General features: G+C 46.2%; 15 protein-coding genes. 12 read left to right on the top strand and 3 right to left on the bottom strand.

What is annotated here, in order from left to right; all coding sequences use genetic code 11:
- Positions 1-168: 168 nt before the first annotated feature.
- The 4 genes from ACRRNK_RS07400 to ACRRNK_RS07415 all read left to right on the top strand — a co-directional run bounded on the left by ACRRNK_RS07400 (position 169) and on the right by ACRRNK_RS07415 (position 4,092).
- The gene (locus ACRRNK_RS07400) at positions 169-663 is read left to right on the top strand and encodes a hypothetical protein (protein WP_433946117.1); all 495 of its coding nucleotides are present in this window, start codon (positions 169-171) and stop codon (positions 661-663) included.
- 158 nt (positions 664-821) lie between these two features.
- Positions 822-2,663 carry a translational GTPase TypA gene (typA, locus tag ACRRNK_RS07405; protein ID WP_433946118.1) on the top strand — a complete coding sequence of 614 codons (1,842 nt, stop codon included), beginning with the start codon at positions 822-824 and terminating at the stop codon, positions 2,661-2,663.
- A gap of 37 nt (positions 2,664-2,700) precedes the next feature.
- Positions 2,701-3,012 carry a YlaH-like family protein gene (locus ACRRNK_RS07410; RefSeq protein ID WP_433946119.1) on the top strand — a complete coding sequence of 104 codons (312 nt, stop codon included), beginning with the start codon at positions 2,701-2,703 and terminating at the stop codon, positions 3,010-3,012.
- A 27-nt stretch (positions 3,013-3,039) separates the two neighbouring features.
- Complete coding sequence (locus ACRRNK_RS07415) at positions 3,040-4,092, top strand: LCP family protein (RefSeq protein ID WP_433946120.1); 1,053 nt, start codon at positions 3,040-3,042, stop codon at positions 4,090-4,092.
- A 371-nt stretch (positions 4,093-4,463) separates the two neighbouring features.
- Here ACRRNK_RS07415 and ACRRNK_RS07420 read toward each other — a convergent pair whose 3' ends face one another.
- Positions 4,464-5,084, bottom strand: coding sequence for a YhcN/YlaJ family sporulation lipoprotein (locus ACRRNK_RS07420; protein WP_433946121.1), 621 nt, complete (start codon positions 5,082-5,084; stop codon positions 4,464-4,466).
- 111 nt (positions 5,085-5,195) lie between these two features.
- Between ACRRNK_RS07420 and ACRRNK_RS07425 the strand changes: the two genes are divergently transcribed.
- Entirely contained in the window at positions 5,196-6,527 is a 1,332-nt protein-coding gene (locus ACRRNK_RS07425) for a PhoH family protein (protein WP_433946122.1), read from the top strand.
- A 145-nt stretch (positions 6,528-6,672) separates the two neighbouring features.
- On the top strand, positions 6,673-7,941 hold the full coding sequence (locus ACRRNK_RS07430; RefSeq protein ID WP_433946123.1) for an extracellular solute-binding protein: 1,269 nt from the start codon (positions 6,673-6,675) through the stop codon (positions 7,939-7,941).
- On the opposite strand, the gene ACRRNK_RS07435 is transcribed toward ACRRNK_RS07430, so the two are convergent.
- Positions 7,938-9,020, bottom strand: a complete 1,083-nt coding sequence (locus ACRRNK_RS07435; RefSeq protein ID WP_433946124.1) for a coiled-coil domain-containing protein — start codon at positions 9,018-9,020, stop codon at positions 7,938-7,940. The genes ACRRNK_RS07430 and ACRRNK_RS07435 overlap by 4 nt on opposite strands.
- A 154-nt stretch (positions 9,021-9,174) precedes the next feature.
- Entirely contained in the window at positions 9,175-9,411 is a 237-nt protein-coding gene (locus ACRRNK_RS07440) for a DUF2626 family protein (protein ID WP_068616319.1), read from the bottom strand.
- Between the two features lie 295 nt (positions 9,412-9,706).
- On the opposite strand from ACRRNK_RS07440, the gene ACRRNK_RS07445 reads away from it, so the two are divergent.
- From ACRRNK_RS07445 to ACRRNK_RS07470, 6 genes are all read left to right on the top strand, one after another.
- The gene (locus tag ACRRNK_RS07445) at positions 9,707-10,360 is read left to right on the top strand and encodes an RsfA family transcriptional regulator (protein WP_433946125.1); all 654 of its coding nucleotides are present in this window, start codon (positions 9,707-9,709) and stop codon (positions 10,358-10,360) included.
- 107 nt (positions 10,361-10,467) lie between these two features.
- On the top strand, positions 10,468-11,445 hold the full coding sequence (locus tag ACRRNK_RS07450; RefSeq protein ID WP_433946126.1) for a ketopantoate reductase family protein: 978 nt from the start codon (positions 10,468-10,470) through the stop codon (positions 11,443-11,445).
- A gap of 29 nt (positions 11,446-11,474) precedes the next feature.
- Entirely contained in the window at positions 11,475-11,864 is a 390-nt protein-coding gene (locus ACRRNK_RS07455; RefSeq protein WP_433946127.1) for a DUF3397 family protein, read from the top strand.
- Positions 11,865-12,125: 261 nt separating this feature from the next.
- Entirely contained in the window at positions 12,126-13,799 is a 1,674-nt protein-coding gene (locus tag ACRRNK_RS07460; protein ID WP_433946128.1) for a peptide ABC transporter substrate-binding protein, read from the top strand.
- Positions 13,800-13,996: 197 nt separating this feature from the next.
- The gene (locus ACRRNK_RS07465) at positions 13,997-14,929 is read left to right on the top strand and encodes an ABC transporter permease (RefSeq protein ID WP_433946129.1); all 933 of its coding nucleotides are present in this window, start codon (positions 13,997-13,999) and stop codon (positions 14,927-14,929) included.
- A gap of 8 nt (positions 14,930-14,937) precedes the next feature.
- The gene (locus tag ACRRNK_RS07470; RefSeq protein WP_433946827.1) at positions 14,938-15,885 is read left to right on the top strand and encodes an ABC transporter permease; all 948 of its coding nucleotides are present in this window, start codon (positions 14,938-14,940) and stop codon (positions 15,883-15,885) included.
- Positions 15,886-15,893: the final 8 nt, after the last annotated feature.

Genomic DNA, 15,893 nt, shown 5'->3' on the forward strand with positions numbered 1-15,893 from the left:
ACAAACTACAGGCCGGCATCCGCTGGCCTTTTTGCCTTATATTTGCAGAGCGGACAGGGAGAGGAGGGTGGAATTTTTTGCTTTTTTCATTTAAACTAAGAGTATGAGAATGTCGCTTATTGCAGCGGCTTGTCTTCAAAAGGACTTTTTTGGAAGGTGAGTGATGGAATGTCGGAGAACAATAAGCTGGTTACCGGGATATTTATTCTAGCAGCGGGTATTGTTATTCTTCTGGGGAAATTAGGAGTATTCAGCTTTCTTGGCTTCACGCTCTGGCCGTTAATATTTCTTGTCCCGGGCATTCTGCTCCATCTGCTGTTCTTTGCAAGAAGAGGCTCTGCCGTTCTGCTCGTTCCAGGCGGAATTCTCACCGTGTACGGGATTTTATTTTTTATTCTCAATTTTTCGGGTTCCGGAGTGCTCGCGTATATATGGCCTTTGTTTATACTCGGAATCGCGATTGGATTGTTTGAATATGACATGCTGGCATTTCCGAGGCCGGCTGGCGTATTTCTGATTGCGGTTATCCTCACGGCAGTTACGGCCGTGATCTATGGAATAACTCTATTGTCCATCTCAATTATTTATTTGCTTGCATTACTGCTTATTGCCGGCGGTGTCTGGTTAATTGTCGCGCGTGGAAGAAGCAGACGCGGTTGGTGATTGAATGGAAGTTCTTGAATTATCCGCGATATAGCGTATAATATAAGGGATATGTCAAGCGTCGGCCTTAATAGATCCGGCGCTTCTTTTGTGATGATTAACTTTTTCCACAGGAGAAAGAACATTAAATAGAACCAGAAGGGATATGGAGAACAACCATGCATTCTAGAGATCAGATTCGTAATATCGCAATTATTGCCCACGTCGACCACGGCAAAACAACGCTAGTCGATAAGCTTCTTCAACAGTCCGGGATTTTCCGGGAGCATGAATCCTTACAAGAGCGCGCCATGGATTCCAACGATTTGGAGAGAGAACGTGGAATTACCATCTTGGCGAAGAATACTGCCATCACTTACAAGGACTATCTGATTAACATTGTGGATACTCCGGGTCACGCCGACTTTGGTGGTGAGGTTGAGCGTATTATGAAGATGGTTGACGGCGTTCTGCTTGTCGTTGACGCTTATGAAGGATGTATGCCGCAGACTAAATTCGTACTGCGCAAAGCGCTTGAGTCGAACTTGACTCCAATCGTTGTCGTGAATAAGATTGACCGCCCAGCCGCGCGTCCGGCTGAAGTTATTGATGAAGTCCTTGACTTGTTCATTGAGCTTGGAGCCAATGATGATCAGCTTGAGTTCCCTGTCGTGTACGCTTCCGCATTGAACGGTACATCAAGCCTGGATCCTGAGAAGCAGGACGATAACATGCTTGCTTTGTACGAGACCATTATTGAACATATTCCATCTCCAACCGAGAACGTTGAGCAGCCTCTTCAATTCCTGGTTACTCTGATGGATTATAACGAATACCTGGGACGTATCGCAATTGGCCGTGTGAACCGCGGAATTATCCGTGCAGGCCAACAAGTGGCTGTCATGACTCGTGATGGAAGCAAGAAGTCCGCACGCATCGAGAAGCTGTTCGGTTTCCAAGGTCTGCGCCGCGTGGAGACAGAAGAAGCCGGTGCTGGTGATATCGTTGCGATTGCAGGTATTAAAGATATCAACATCGGTGAAACAATTGCAGATCCGAACAACCCGGAAGCTCTTCCGGTTCTTAAGATCGATGAGCCAACTTTGCAAATGACATTCCTGGTTAACAACAGTCCATTTGCCGGTCGTGAAGGAAAATGGGTAACATCCCGCAAGATCCGTGAGCGTCTGATGAAAGAGCTTGAGACTGACGTAAGCTTACGTGTGGAAGAAACAGACAGCCCGGATGCATTTATCGTATCTGGACGTGGTGAGCTTCACTTGGGTATCCTTATCGAGAATATGCGCCGGGAAGGCTACGAGCTTCAAGTTTCCAAACCTGAAGTCATCGTTAGAGAAATTGACGGAGCGAAGATGGAACCAATTGAGCGTCTCATGATTGACGTGCCTGAAGAAAGCATGGGCGCTGTAATGGAGAGCTTGGGTTCACGCAAAGCGGAAATGGTCAACATGATCAATAACGGGAGTGGACAAGTTCGTCTTGAGTTCCTGATTCCAGCGCGTGGTCTGATCGGATACCGTACACACTTCCTGACGCTGACTCGCGGCTATGGTATTATGAACCATGCTTTCGACAGCTATGGACCACTTCATGGTGGTCAAGTGGGCGGCCGTCACGAAGGCGTACTCGTATCCAGCGAGAACGGTGTATCTACGCTTTACGGTATCCTGTCCATTGAGGACCGAGGTATTCTCTTCGTTGAGCCAGGCGCAGAAATCTACGAAGGTATGATTGTCGGTGAACATACACGTGATAACGACATTGTCGTGAACATCTGTAAAGAAAAAGCCGTTAATAACATTCGTTCTGCTAACAAAGAAGAGACTGTTAAGATGAAGACGCCGCGTTTGATGTCACTAGAGCAAGCTCTGGAATATCTTAATGATGATGAATTTTGCGAAATTACACCGAAATCGGTACGGATCCGCAAGAAAATTTTGAATAAGAGCGAACGCGAACGTGCGGAGAAACACCGCAAGAACGCGCAAGCCAATCTGTAACACTTAAGCCAAGTGGGCCTAGTGAGGAGGGCGTTCCATGCAGGACTGGTTTTCACATCATCCGTACATTGCCTTTGTAATTATCTTTGTACTGGTGGCCTATGTGTATAATAAGGTGTTTCGTGCTCAGCAGAAGCTGCCGCTCTGGAAAGAAGCAATACTGTATGTATTGATGGCGATCGGCTCCTTCCTGCTGCTGATTTTTCAGATCGACAAGCTTCCGATTATCCAGTGCCTGCTGGTCGCTGTCTGCCTAATGCTTATGGTGCGGATCCGCTACTTCGTTGAGGCTCGTCAGAAGAAGAAACAGAACAAGGTCCCACCTGCTGAAAAAGCGGGAAGACTATAACTGATAGGAAAAAGGGTGTAAAGATTCATGAATCCTAGAACCACTGGTCTTCCTCCCCGAGAGGGAGGCCAAAGAAAGACATCAGGTCGCCCTCAGGGCGGCAAAAAAAAGGCGCGAAAAGGCAGGACGTTCCTAAAACTCCTGCTTACGCTAATTATTCTGGCTGTTCTTATTGTTGGTGGATATTTTGGGTATCTGTACTGGAAATTAAATCAGGTTATTGATACGACGGGCACCTCGAAGCCGGTTCCTGCTGAGAGGTCTGCTAAGGTTAAGCCGCTATCTGTGCTGCTTATGGGAACGGATTATCGGCCGGAGACGGGTACCCATTTGACTGATGTCATGATGGTGATCGCATTCAATCCGAACACCAAGTCAGCAACTATTGTCTCCCTTCCTAGGGATACTCGTTTCAAGGCTAAGGGGTATGGAACAGGAAAGATCAACTCGTTCTATCCGAACATTCTGGCAGAGACGAAAGATCCAGTTAAGGCTGGGGATACCATGAAGAAGCTGATGGGGGATTATTTCGATCTGGAGCTTGATTACGTAACCGTTCTTAACTTCCAGGGCTTCCGCGATGTCGTAGATGCGCTTAAGGGTGTCGACGTGAACGTGGATATGAATATGTGCTACCGGGATAAGGCAGACGGAACTAATATCAATCTGAAGAAGGGTCCTGCCCATCTGGATGGTAAGGATGCACTGGACTATGTACGTTACCGTAAATCTAACTGTAAGCCTAAGACCAAAGGATCGGATGACTTCGACCGGAACCGCCGTCAGAATGAAGTGCTGCATGCCTTAATTGATCAAGCTAAGTCTTTCAATGGGGTTGTGGGTGCTGCTGATGTAATTGAAGCGGTGGGTAAGAACATGGATACTGACTTTGAGTCCGAACAGCTTAAGGATATGATTGCGACATATTGGAACATATCCAAGGAGAATGTACACTTCATGCCGGTTACAGGTGAGTGGAAGAGCCCTTATGTATACATTAATGATGATCAGCTCACCAAAGCCAAGAAAGCCCTTCAGGATGAAATGGCGGGCAAGGATACCCCGGCAGTTACCAATTGAATGCAAGTTTTGCCTCGTGTTATAATATAAATAGTATAAGTAAGAACTAAGTGAGTTTCCGAGATCGATTCAACTGTACGGGAGGGCTGGCCTATGTCAGAAGCTGTCGCGCAATTGTATGAATCATTACATGTTCTAGTCAAGGTCCCTAACCAGGTATTCTTGTTGAATCTGATCGATCAGCAGACTGACTTAGATGCTCGATTTGAGGCTGGGAACCGTGCGCATAATTTTGCGCAACAGGCTTCTATTGCCGTATGCATGGTTGAATATAATAAAGATGCTGCAGACTTGCCGAACGGACAAGTGTGCACTTTGAAGAAAAGCCCTGTGAGATCTCTCACTGGGCTTTTCTGTTCATTTGGGACAATCTATTTTGAAGTGGCAGATGGAGCGGGATGCACAGCTTTATTGTGGGGCTGTAATTTGGATGGTTCTCCTGTTCCTTTAGTGGACGGTTTTGGTGTGTAATTTGCAGGCGGTCTTACATCCTTCGACATTTGAGGAACAATCCGTCCAATGATGTCGGATAATTCGTTGCCGAATCCTGAGAGGGGATGTCCCTGGCGAACACTATGACTGATATCCGAAATTCGGTGTGACAAGTCGATATCGGCTGTTACGATGGCGTTCTTGCCCCGCGGATCCTTGCGAAGGGCTTCGGCTGTAGAATATTTAATTGTTCCTACTCTGGAACGATCCAGATTAGCATCAACATCAAGTCCCACAATAGCTGTATTCCCAAACACGACACAGGTCGCATTTTTGACGCCGGGAACCCGTTTGGCAATGGACTCCAAATGAGCCTGCAGGGGCTGCTGATCGTGTCCTGGCGCAGGAGTAATATTTGTTCTACCCGCTTCATTATTGCTAAGTGTGCGCGGTGTACTTCCCTTTTGACTCTGAGGAGAGGGTGATGCATGTTTATTAGCTGCAGTTCCACAGCTTGATAGCAGTAATGCCGTTAATATTAGACACAGCCATGTTCGCATGAATGTTCATTCCTTTCGGGTAATCTCAATCGTAATGTTAGGCTACCCGGGCCGGAGAAAAATATGTATGTGAATGATAGGGCTGCAAAGACCGCGGTGGAGGGGATAGCTATGAAGAAAATATTTGTCCTGGATACGAATGTGTTGCTGCACGACCCCAATGCGATTTTTGCTTTTGAAGAACATGAAGTAGTGATTCCTGCAGTTGTGCTGGAGGAGATTGATTCCAAGAAACGTAACCCGGAAGAAATCGGTAGAAATGCCCGTGTTGTATCCCGGCTGCTGGATGGGCTTCGGGAGAAAGGACATTTGCACAACGGCATTGACCTTGATCATGGTGGAAGACTGAAGGTTGAACTTAATCATAGAAGCTTCATCAAGGTACAGGAAATGTTCGGAGAAATAACGAATGATAATCGCATTTTGGCTGTTGCACTAAATTACCATTTGGAGGAACTTGAGACTGCCAGCCCAAGGTCTGTCGTACTGGTAAGTAAAGATGTACTTGTGCGAATCAAAGCGGATGTGCTGGGATTAACCACACAGGATTATCTATCTGACCGTACAGCAGGCCCTGGTGATCTCTATTCAGGCTATTCAAATATCAAAGTTCATCCTTCTATTATAGATGAGTTCTATACCTATCGTTCTTTGCAGATTAAGCCGCTGGGCTTTAATTTCTCGCTATATCCACATGAGTTTGTGATTCTGAAAGATGAGATGGGAAGCGGCAAATCGGCACTGCTTAAAGTAAATGAGGACGTTACACACCTGGAACCCTTGTATATGAGCAATGAACCAGTGTGGGGAATCAGTGCGAGGAATGCCCAGCAGCGGATGGCGCTTGAGCTACTGCTGAATGATGATATTCCACTTGTTACTATTACAGGCAAAGCTGGAACCGGGAAGACTCTACTGGCTCTTGCAGCGGGACTCCTAAAGACTGAAGACGAGCACAAATACAAGAAGCTGTTAATTGCACGCCCTGTGGTCCCTATGGGGAAGGATATCGGTTATCTGCCTGGAGAGAAGGACGAGAAGCTGCGTCCTTGGATGCAGCCAATTTATGATAATCTCGAGTATCTCTTTGATACCAAGAAGTCAGGCGATATTGATAAAATATTAATGGGACTTGGAAGCATCCAGGTCGAAGCGCTCACCTATATCCGGGGCCGATCCATTCCTGGACAATTCATTATCATTGATGAAGCTCAGAATTTATCGCGGCATGAGGTCAAGACCATTGTCTCTCGGGTAGGAGAGGGCAGTAAAATTGTGCTAATGGGTGATCCTGAACAAATAGATCATCCTTATCTGGATTCGGTCAGCAATGGACTTTCATATTTGGTCGAACGCTTCCAACAGGAAGGGATAAGCGGCCATATTACACTTGAAAAAGGAGAGCGGTCCAAATTGGCACAAGTTGCTGCTGATCTGCTATAGTCATGAAGACCGCCGCTAGGCACAGCGGTGGTCTAATTATATACATATGAAAGAAGTAGTTTGCCAAGAAATAGGGACAAAGACGCAGGGAATTTGTTACAATAATATTGAAGGTTACTTTAAGGCACGAGAGGGAGATCAGGTTGTGAAGCACAAAAACCAATGGGTGCTTTTTGCCGTCCTGCTGTTGGCCTTAATCAGCTTGTCTCCTGGTGAGGATTCGGCACTTACCCAGCCTGGCAGACAGGAGGGGATCAGTTTTGTTCCCCAACCCAAGCAAAGGACGGAGAAAGAGGCAGGCAACATTAAGGTTACCGTATCTATGGGGCCCGAAGAATTTAGTCAATTGAATAAGATAAATCAAGCATTTATGGAAGAGCATCATGTACAAGTAGAGCTTGTTAATATACCTGAGAGGGATGCATATCACTCTTTTAAGAGTAGCATGGATATGGGAGAGTCCTCTGATGTCCTGCTTCTGGACAATGCTTGGATTCGGGAGTTCGCCTCAGCAGGCTTTCTCCTGCCTGTAGAGGCTTATTATTCGGGGCAGGCGGGCGTTGACTCGTTGAGCACTTCACTTACCGAGAACACTTGGAACGGTTATGTATGGGGTGTGCCCAAGGACTATGATCCCTATGTTATTGTATATCACCCGGGAAAGCTGCAGGAACTAGGTTATACCCAGCTTCCGAAGAACGCTCGAGAATGGTCCGAGCTGGTGGCCAGCTACAATAAGAATAATCATATCCCTTACCTGGCGGCATTTGACCCGAGTGATGCATATGCAACCATCTCGCTATTGTGGAGAATGGGTGGAGCTTCGGATACCGATAAGGACCTTGACTTTAGCTTGTCAGCGGACATGAAGGCGGCCTTCTTGCGAATCCAAGAAATGAAATCAAAGTTCTATGTGATTTCAGGGGACGACACCGAGGAAGAACTGACCTTGAAGCAGCTGGAACGGGGGGAAATCCTTTTCTACGTAACGAAAGCGTCCGCATTTGATGACAAGCTCTGGCCAACGCTTAAAATGGAGCAGCCTTCACCACAGCGTGATGTTCGTATACTCTGGCTTAAGGGAAGAAGCTTTTGCTTAACCGCACAAAGCAAGAATGCGAAGACCGCGAATGCCTGGATTTCAGAGATCACTTCATCCAGGCAGCAGGCAGCCGTCTATCGTGAAGAGGGCAAGCTCCCAGCATTAAAGACCTTATATAATCAATCCGATTTAAAACGATGGGGCTCCGCTATCCTAACTAGAAGCAGGAGTGGTTCTGTACCAGTTGATGCCAAACTGCCGGGGTATCTTAATCAGCTATCCTCTGACGCTTCGGCATATCTAACCGGTACAGGCAGTCTCAAATCATTTATGGTCTCATTTGAACATATCGGTCAAGCGGCTCGCCCTTAGAGGGCGAGCTTTAATTTTATAATGAGAAGTCCTTTTTGCAGTGTAACATCACTGGCTTCTACCAACGGGATGATTAATTTAGGATAAAATCCAAGGTCGAACTCGTTCTCAAGCTCCCGACATGTGGTGTCAGGCAGTGTGAGCCCATTAAATATTAATTTGTCCACATGGAATTGGATAGAGTTTTGCGGCTTATTCTCAATCGTATAGTGACCTTCAACCCTTAGCTGCAGGGAACCTTGTTTCCCCTCTGCGATGATCTTGCCTTCTTCGAACGTAAAGGCGAAATTATTAAAAATTTCATTCTCGGATTTAAGGAAGGCGTTCAGATCTTCCTGCTTGATCGAGATCGTATAGTTCGTACCGGAAGCTGTGATACTGTTCCCGTTATTCTTCAAGAATTCGGGCAGATCGACCATGGCGTCGGCGAGAGCTTTGAAGTGTCGTCTAACCTCAAATAGACCGACATTGTTCCAATAGGCATTCATCTCTTCCATAAGCGCTTTAAGTCTTTCAGCATCAGAGCTTCCTTGGAGTGAGCTGTTGACACTAGCCTGAAGCTTACTCACGCGTTCCCTCTGAATCAGAAGATTACTTTTCAGCTCTGTGAGTTCAGCAAGTAATTGATTCTGCTTGTCTCTGGTATCGACAAGACTTCGATAGGCTTTCTGGTAGTCACCCAGGATATCGTGGTCCCTCTCAAAAATCATATCAATGATATCCAATACGGAAATGAAATCGCTGATGCTCTCGGTTGACAAGAGCGCTCCAATTAAGTCCTCTCTCTCGCCCATATAGTAGGCCCGGATACGGTCATCAGTCTGAGATTGACTGGCTGAGATCTGCGCCTGCTTGGCTTCAAGCTCTGTGGAGAGCATGTCCATTTTGGACTGGGCCTGCGCTTCAAGCTGCTCCGTCTTCTTAATCTCCCTGTCGATCTCAACAATAGACAGACTCTTCTCAAGAAGCTTCCGAGTCTCTTCAGATAGAGGATCTTCTGCATGGACGCGGCAGGGGAAGAGAATAAGAGCGGAGCAGAACATCAGCAGGCTACAGCTTAAAAAACAACGGCGTAGCAATGAAATCCTCTCCTTATTAAACTTACATATGAAATAGCTTCATGCAGTATATATGATTATATGTTAAGCCCAATCATAATAGATGACCTTTAACGAAAAAAAGATGATCCGGCAGCAGCCGAATCACCTTTAGTTGGTTGGAGACATAGCCGAATTAAAGCGGCAAGCCCATTTTGAATACTGTCCAGTAGCTAAAGCCGGTAAATGTGACGATCATGTATCCCCAGAAGAGCAAGATATACGTTCTTTCCGTGAATTTCAAATATCCGAAAATAACAAAAAAGGCAGTTTGCAAGAAGAACAGCAGGGCCATTTCAATCAAGTTGCCGGCATAAGCCATAAGCCCGATGGCTAGTGTGAAGAAACCAAGCACCCGGAACATGCGTGCCATGATTTATCCCCCTCTCATATGTATGTAAGCGACCTCATTTTTATTAATTACATTATACCCGGAATGCATTAGTGTGTAAACGAGAAGTGTGATTAATTAAGAGTTAGTATTATCAGGTTGGATAGGTATGACAAGCTAGATTTTTGGAAATACATTTTAGTATCAAATAGATTCTATGAACTCTACGAGAGGCATAGAAATGGATTAAGCAGCTTTTTTACCTTATTCAGGCCCCCGGGCGATCCGGGTTATGAAGACGGTTATATCAGGATGTCGTTAGGAGGGTTTGTATCGCATGACAGCAGTAAGACAGGATGCATGGAGCGCAGAAGATGACTTAATATTGGCCGAGGTCACGCTACGCCATATTCGTGAGGGCAGTACACAGTTAACCGCGTTTGAGGAGGTTGGGGAGAAGATAGCAAGAACTCCCGCCGCTTGCGGGTTTAGATGGAACAGCTGTGTCCGTAAAAAATATGAAGCCGCTATTCAAATTGCCAAAGCACAGCGCCAAAAAAGAAATTATTTAAAAAAACAATCTCCTTTAATGGGTGGAAGCAGTATGGCATCACTGACATCCGTAGATTTGGAAGAAGGATTGTACAAGAGTGAAGGCGTAACCGAAGAGACCATATCTATTGATGCGGTTATACGCTTTTTAAGACAGTGGAAGAACACGGTTCAAGAGAGCAGCCGCCATATGAGATCTTTAGAGAAGAAGATCCGGGATAAGGAAGAGGAGATTGCGTCATTAAGAGAAGAGAATCGCAGATTGTCGCTTCAAGTAAATGAAGTGCAGACAGACTACCGGGTAGTCAATGACGACTATAAGGCGTTGATTCAGATTATGGACCGAGCGCGCCGTCTTGCATTTCTCAATGAGGAAGATGAAGAATCGAAATCCCGGTTCAAAATGGATGCGAATGGGAATTTAGAACGTATTGAATAGCAAATGTCGCGTTATAGAATAGAACTAATTCCCGGCCTGTTAAGGTCGGGGATTTTTTTATGGTATAAAAGAATATAGATAAACTCGGTCAAAGTGAGGGAAGAAAGATGAAAGTGGAGATTATAGGCGCCGGAGCCATAGGGTTAATGTTCGGAGCAGCACTATCAGCAGCAGGGGAGGAGGTGCGTTTCTGGACTCACACTACAGAGCAAGCGGAGGAGCTGAGCAGGGAAGGAATCCGGCTGATCATGGAGGATGGACAAGAAGTGTTCACCCCGGCTGACCGTTATCAGGTGGAGTGCAGCATACATATAGATAAGCCAAATGGGCTGAACCCCAGTGCGGATTGGATTCTCGTGACTACAAAGCAGCGTCATATGAATGAACGTTTGTACTCTCATCTCCAGGCACTCCGTGGACAAGGGACAGATATAATATGTTTTCAGAACGGAGTAGGGCATATTGAACGGCTTAGTGAAGCTTTGGGAGGCCAAATCGTCCTAGCGGCATTGACAACCGAGGGGGCCCGTAGAGAGGGGAATCTTACGGTATACCGCGCGGGGAGGGGGCAGACAAATTTAGGCTTCTCAGGAATTCATCCCGGGACAGAGCAATTAAAGACTAAAGCTGAAAATTTAGCTTCCCGCCTGTCCATAGCAGGATTTCCATCCGTATTGTCGAATGACATCGATAGGGAGATTTATCGCAAACTTTTGATTAATGCAGCCATTAACCCTTTAACCGCACTATGGAGAATCCGCAATGGGGACTTGCTCGCTTCCGGAGAGCGGAGAGCCCTCCTGGCTGAGCTGATTGAGGAGACTCTTGAAATTTATAAGCAATATGGGATTGCATATGACGCAGATATCAAAGACCAGGTTACCCGGGTATGCCGCTCTACTGCGAATAACATGTCTTCCATGCTGAAGGATGTTCTTGCGGGACAAGTAACTGAAGTGGACAGCATCAATGGTCATCTGGTGAGGATGGCTCGACAGAAAGAGCTTAAGGTCCCTGCGCTTGAAATGGTCTGGCGGTTAGTCTCGTCCATGACAACCCGGCCTGAGGAGGAACAGAGGCTTTAACCTGTTCAAATTTTGTGGAGGTGAAAGATGTGAATATACTGCTCGCTCCGTTTATCTTTTTCAGTGCTGTGCCCATTGTTCCGTTTCTGCTCGTATATATGATTCATTATATCTGGAATGGGAGGAGGGATAGAAGGAGATCCTTGCTGCTGGCTGTAGATGTGACGACCGTCTTTCTTATCTTATCCGTCTCTGCCTTGTTCAAGCTGATCTTTGCTTCGGGATTTGGCTTCTATTTAATCGTGCTTCTGCTTCTCATCATTGGAGGATTGATTGGAGGAGCCCAGAACCGGATGAAAGGGCAAGTAGATGTCAAAAGATTGCTTCGCGCGGTTTGGCGCTTGGCTTTTCTGGGCGCCGGCTTAGCGTATATTGTTTTTGTAATTATTGGTTTTTTTCCATACATATTAGGGGTGTAATTAAGCCATACTTAATTTAGTAATACAAGCATATGCTGTAATTGAAAACCAATTATTACATTCTGAAATTAATCTTCACTAATTAAATATTTAGTACTGAAAGAGCGATCAAACTCCATAAACACAAGCATATTTCATATAGAATATGCTTTTTGTTTTATTTAAATCAAGTAACTGAGGTAGGAATTCCCATTGTGATTTTTTGACCGATGGTTGTATAATCGAGAACACACATACCAACATTGTAAGGGAGACAGCTAGATGAACAGAAAGAAATTATTGGTTCTTGTAACACTATTGCTTGCACTTAGCACAGTTCTAGCCGCCTGTGGTCAAAATAATGGTAATGCTGGTAACCAGGGCAGTGCAGGGACCCAAAGCGATAAACTCGCAGCGGATCAAACGTTCCATATCAACCTGGCTTCCGAGCCGCCAACGTTGGATCCAGCCCAGTCGCAGGATAACGTGTCCAGCGCGGTGCTTAGAACATTGTTCGAAGGCTTGACCCGTAAGGATAAAGACGGCAATGTCGTTCCAGGTGTTGCTGAGAAATGGGAGCAAAATGGGAAAGAATATACCTTCCACCTTCGTTCTGACGCGAAATGGAGCAATGGTGACCCTGTAACCGCTAAAGATTTCGAGTTCGCGTGGAAACGTGTACTTGATCCGGCAACGGTTCCAGCTCCTCCGTACGCTTACCAATTGTATTACATCAAGAATGCACAAGCTTACAATGAGAAGAAGATCACGGATGCTAATCAGGTTGGTGTGAAGGCTGTTGATGATAGAACCCTAAAGGTTACGCTTGAGAATGAGACTCCATATTTCCTGGGGCTTACTTCATTCACGACCTACTACCCAGTTCATCAATCCGTGAAGAATAACCCGAAATGGGCCGCTGATCCAAGCACGCTGATCTCCAACGGACCTTTCAAGTTGACAACTTGGACAACTGGACAAGCTCTTGAAGTTGAAAAAAGCGACAAGTATTGGGATGCGAAGAACATCACTTTAAATAAAATTACGGCTTCTATTGTGGACCAAGCAGCTACAGAAGTCAGCAGTTATCAGAGCGGTCAGCTCGATCTTGCGGGACAACCGATTGGTGAGATTCCTACAGATCAGATCGCTGCCCTTAAATCCCAGAATCCGAATGAATTAACGATCAAGGGGATTGCGTCTACTTATTACTACCTGTTCAATACAACATCGAAGCCTTTCGATAATGTGAAGATACGTCAGGCATTTACGAAGGCAATCAACCGTAAAGCCTTGATTGAGAATGTGACCCTGGCTAACCAGATTCCGGCTTTCGGTCTTGTACCTCCGGGAATCAAAGGGGTAGACAAAGAGTACCGTCAGGAGAATCCAGATTCTGCTTATGGTAATGAAGATGTGAATGAAGCTAAGACACTTCTTGCTGAAGGGCTTAAGGAGTCTGGTCTTACCAAGCTTCCTAAGATCACCCTGATCTATAACACGAACGACAACCACAAGAAGCTGGCACTGGCTATCGCCGATATGTGGAAGCAGAACCTTGGCGCTGAGGTTACTATTCAGAACCAGGAGTGGGGCGTGTTCCTGCAGAACCGCCGCAACTTGAACTATCAAGTCGCACGTGCCGGCTTCGGAGCGGACTATGATGATCCGATGACTTTCATCGATCTGTTCACTTCTACTAGTGGTAATAATGATACAGGCTTTAAGAATGCGGAATACGACAAGCTGGTTAAAGAAGCATACTCAAGCAATGACAACAAAGCGCGTAACGCAGCAATGAAGAAGGCCGAGGATATCCTGATCAAGGACAACCAGGTTATCCTTCCGATCTACTACTACACGAACATTCAGCTCGTTAAGCCATATGTGAAAGATGTGATTGTAGACTATGCGGGTCAGCTTGATATTACACGCGTTAAGCTGATGGAACATTAATAGTAATCTTCTGTAACAGGACGATTGCTTCGGGGTGTATATGTGAGGGCTCATTCCTCCATATATATCCCGATTTTTTGTGTAGAAGGGCTTTTTCCATATCTTGTTTCCTTTGGAGAAGTTATAGAGGGATTGGCAGCTGCTTGCCTATTGTATGAAAGCTTGCGATAACACTGACAGATTGGGGTGAAGGCTGTATGTTTCGGTATATTTCCAGTAAATTTTTATATATGTTGGTTTCGTTGCTCATTCTTATTACGGCAACCTTTTTCTTAATGAAAGCTATTCCGGGGAACCCGTTCATGTCGGAGAAGCAGGTACCTCCGCAAATTAGGGAGCGCCTGATGGAACAGTACGGCTTGGATAAGCCGGTCATCGTACAGTATGGACAGTATTTGAAGAATATTGCCCAAGGTGACTTCGGGATTTCGATGAAGATGCAGAACAAAGAGGTGACTGGGCTGATTACCGATACGTTCGGTGCGTCCCTGAAGCTGGGCTTGGTTGCTATTGTTGTGTCTGTAATTGTAGGTGTGCTGCTGGGACTTCTTGCTGCACTCTATCACCGAAGACTGATTGATAATGTGGCCATGGTCCTTGCCGTGCTAGGAATTGCGGTTCCAAGCTTTGTGGTTGCTTCCATGCTGCAGTATGTTTTTGCTCAGAAAGCGGGAATTTTCAACGTAATGGGCTTCAATGGCCCACTCGACTACGTTCTGCCCGTGGCCGCTCTTGCCGCACAGCCAATCGCGTTCATCGCGCGGTTGACCCGTTCGAGCATGCTGGAAGTGCTCCATGCGGATTATATCAAGACAGCCAGAGCCAAGGGGCTTAACTGGATGACCATTCTTTTCAGACACGTCGTTAGGAACGGAATTCTGCCAGTGATCACGTATGTGGGCCCAATGACAGCCAATATCATTACAGGCTCTGTCGTAATTGAACAGATCTTCGGGATCGGAGGTCTCGGTAAGGTCTTTGTCTCTAGTATTAGTAACCGTGACTATACCCTGATAATGGGCGTAACTATTTTCTATGGCGTCATTCTGATGCTTGCCCGTTTCTTGACCGATATTGCTTACGTGTTCGTGGATCCTAGAATTAAACTGACGAACAGGAAGGAGGGCTAACATTGGGAGTGAAAAATGAATTAATTCCTCAGGCTTCAGCGGCCAATTTGACACCGGAAGACTTCCGGCAAATCGGTGCGGATGAGAAGCAGTCCGAAGTGATCCAGCGGGAAAGCCTCTCGGCTTGGCGGGATGCATGGGAACGGCTTCGATCCAATAAGCTTGCGATGGCAGGCCTGATTGTTATGGCTCTTGTGGTCATCATGGCCATCATTGGACCGTGGATCTCCAAATTTGATTACCAGACCAATGACTTGATGAATACCAATAAGCCCCCGAGCTCGGTTCACTGGTTCGGCACGGATGATCTGGGACGTGATATGTTCGTGCGTACCTGGATGGGTGCGCGGATCTCTCTGGTTGTTGGTCTTGCGGCAGCTTTAATTGACCTTATGATTGGTGTTATTTATGGGGGGATTATGGGTTACTTCGGCGGGCGTGTGGATGAGATCATGAACAAATTCGCTGAAATCCTGTACTCTATTCCTTATTTGCTGGTTACAATTCTGCTTCTCGTTGTGTTCGAACCGAGTCTGGGTACCATTATTCTGGCTCTTACCATCACAGGTTGGATCAATATGTCCTGGATAGTTCGCGGTGAGATCATGCAGCTCAAGAATAGAGAATATGTACTCGCTTCACGGTCTATGGGAGCAGGCTCAGGCCGGTTGTTGTTCCGTCATCTGGTTCCGAATGCAATGGGTCCGATTATTGTGACCTTAACGCTGTCAGTACCGAATGCGATATTTTCTGAAGCGTTCCTGAGTTATCTGGGACTTGGCGTACAGGAGCCTATAGCCTCCCTTGGCTCGATGATCAGCTCCTCCTTGTCAGGCTGGATGCTGTATCCTTGGCGGATGCTGTTCCCCGCTCTTTTAATCAGTTTAACGATGCTCGCATTTAACATATTTGGTGACGGTCTGCGTGATGCGCTTGACCCTAAACTCAAGAAATAGGAGGTGAG

The sequence above is a fragment of the Paenibacillus sp. SN-8-1 genome (genome assembly GCF_050995535.1).
GTDB lineage: Bacteria > Bacillota > Bacilli > Paenibacillales > Paenibacillaceae > Fontibacillus.

Bases quoted from the DNA above. Each gene is read 5' to 3' on its own strand.
- ACRRNK_RS07400 (WP_433946117.1), top strand. From the start codon at position 169: ATGTCGGAGAACAATAAGCTGGTTACCGGGATATTTATTCTAGCAGCG.
- typA (WP_433946118.1), top strand. From the start codon at position 822: ATGCATTCTAGAGATCAGATTCGTAATATCGCAATTATTGCCCACGTC.
- ACRRNK_RS07410 (WP_433946119.1), top strand. From the start codon at position 2,701: ATGCAGGACTGGTTTTCACATCATCCGTACATTGCCTTTGTAATTATC.
- ACRRNK_RS07415 (WP_433946120.1), top strand. From the start codon at position 3,040: ATGAATCCTAGAACCACTGGTCTTCCTCCCCGAGAGGGAGGCCAAAGA.
- ACRRNK_RS07420 (WP_433946121.1), bottom strand. From the start codon at position 5,084: ATGCGAACATGGCTGTGTCTAATATTAACGGCATTACTGCTATCAAGC.
- ACRRNK_RS07425 (WP_433946122.1), top strand. From the start codon at position 5,196: ATGAAGAAAATATTTGTCCTGGATACGAATGTGTTGCTGCACGACCCC.
- ACRRNK_RS07440 (WP_068616319.1), bottom strand. From the start codon at position 9,411: ATGGCACGCATGTTCCGGGTGCTTGGTTTCTTCACACTAGCCATCGGG.
- ACRRNK_RS07445 (WP_433946125.1), top strand. From the start codon at position 9,707: ATGACAGCAGTAAGACAGGATGCATGGAGCGCAGAAGATGACTTAATA.
- ACRRNK_RS07450 (WP_433946126.1), top strand. From the start codon at position 10,468: ATGAAAGTGGAGATTATAGGCGCCGGAGCCATAGGGTTAATGTTCGGA.
- ACRRNK_RS07460 (WP_433946128.1), top strand. From the start codon at position 12,126: ATGAACAGAAAGAAATTATTGGTTCTTGTAACACTATTGCTTGCACTT.
- ACRRNK_RS07465 (WP_433946129.1), top strand. From the start codon at position 13,997: ATGTTTCGGTATATTTCCAGTAAATTTTTATATATGTTGGTTTCGTTG.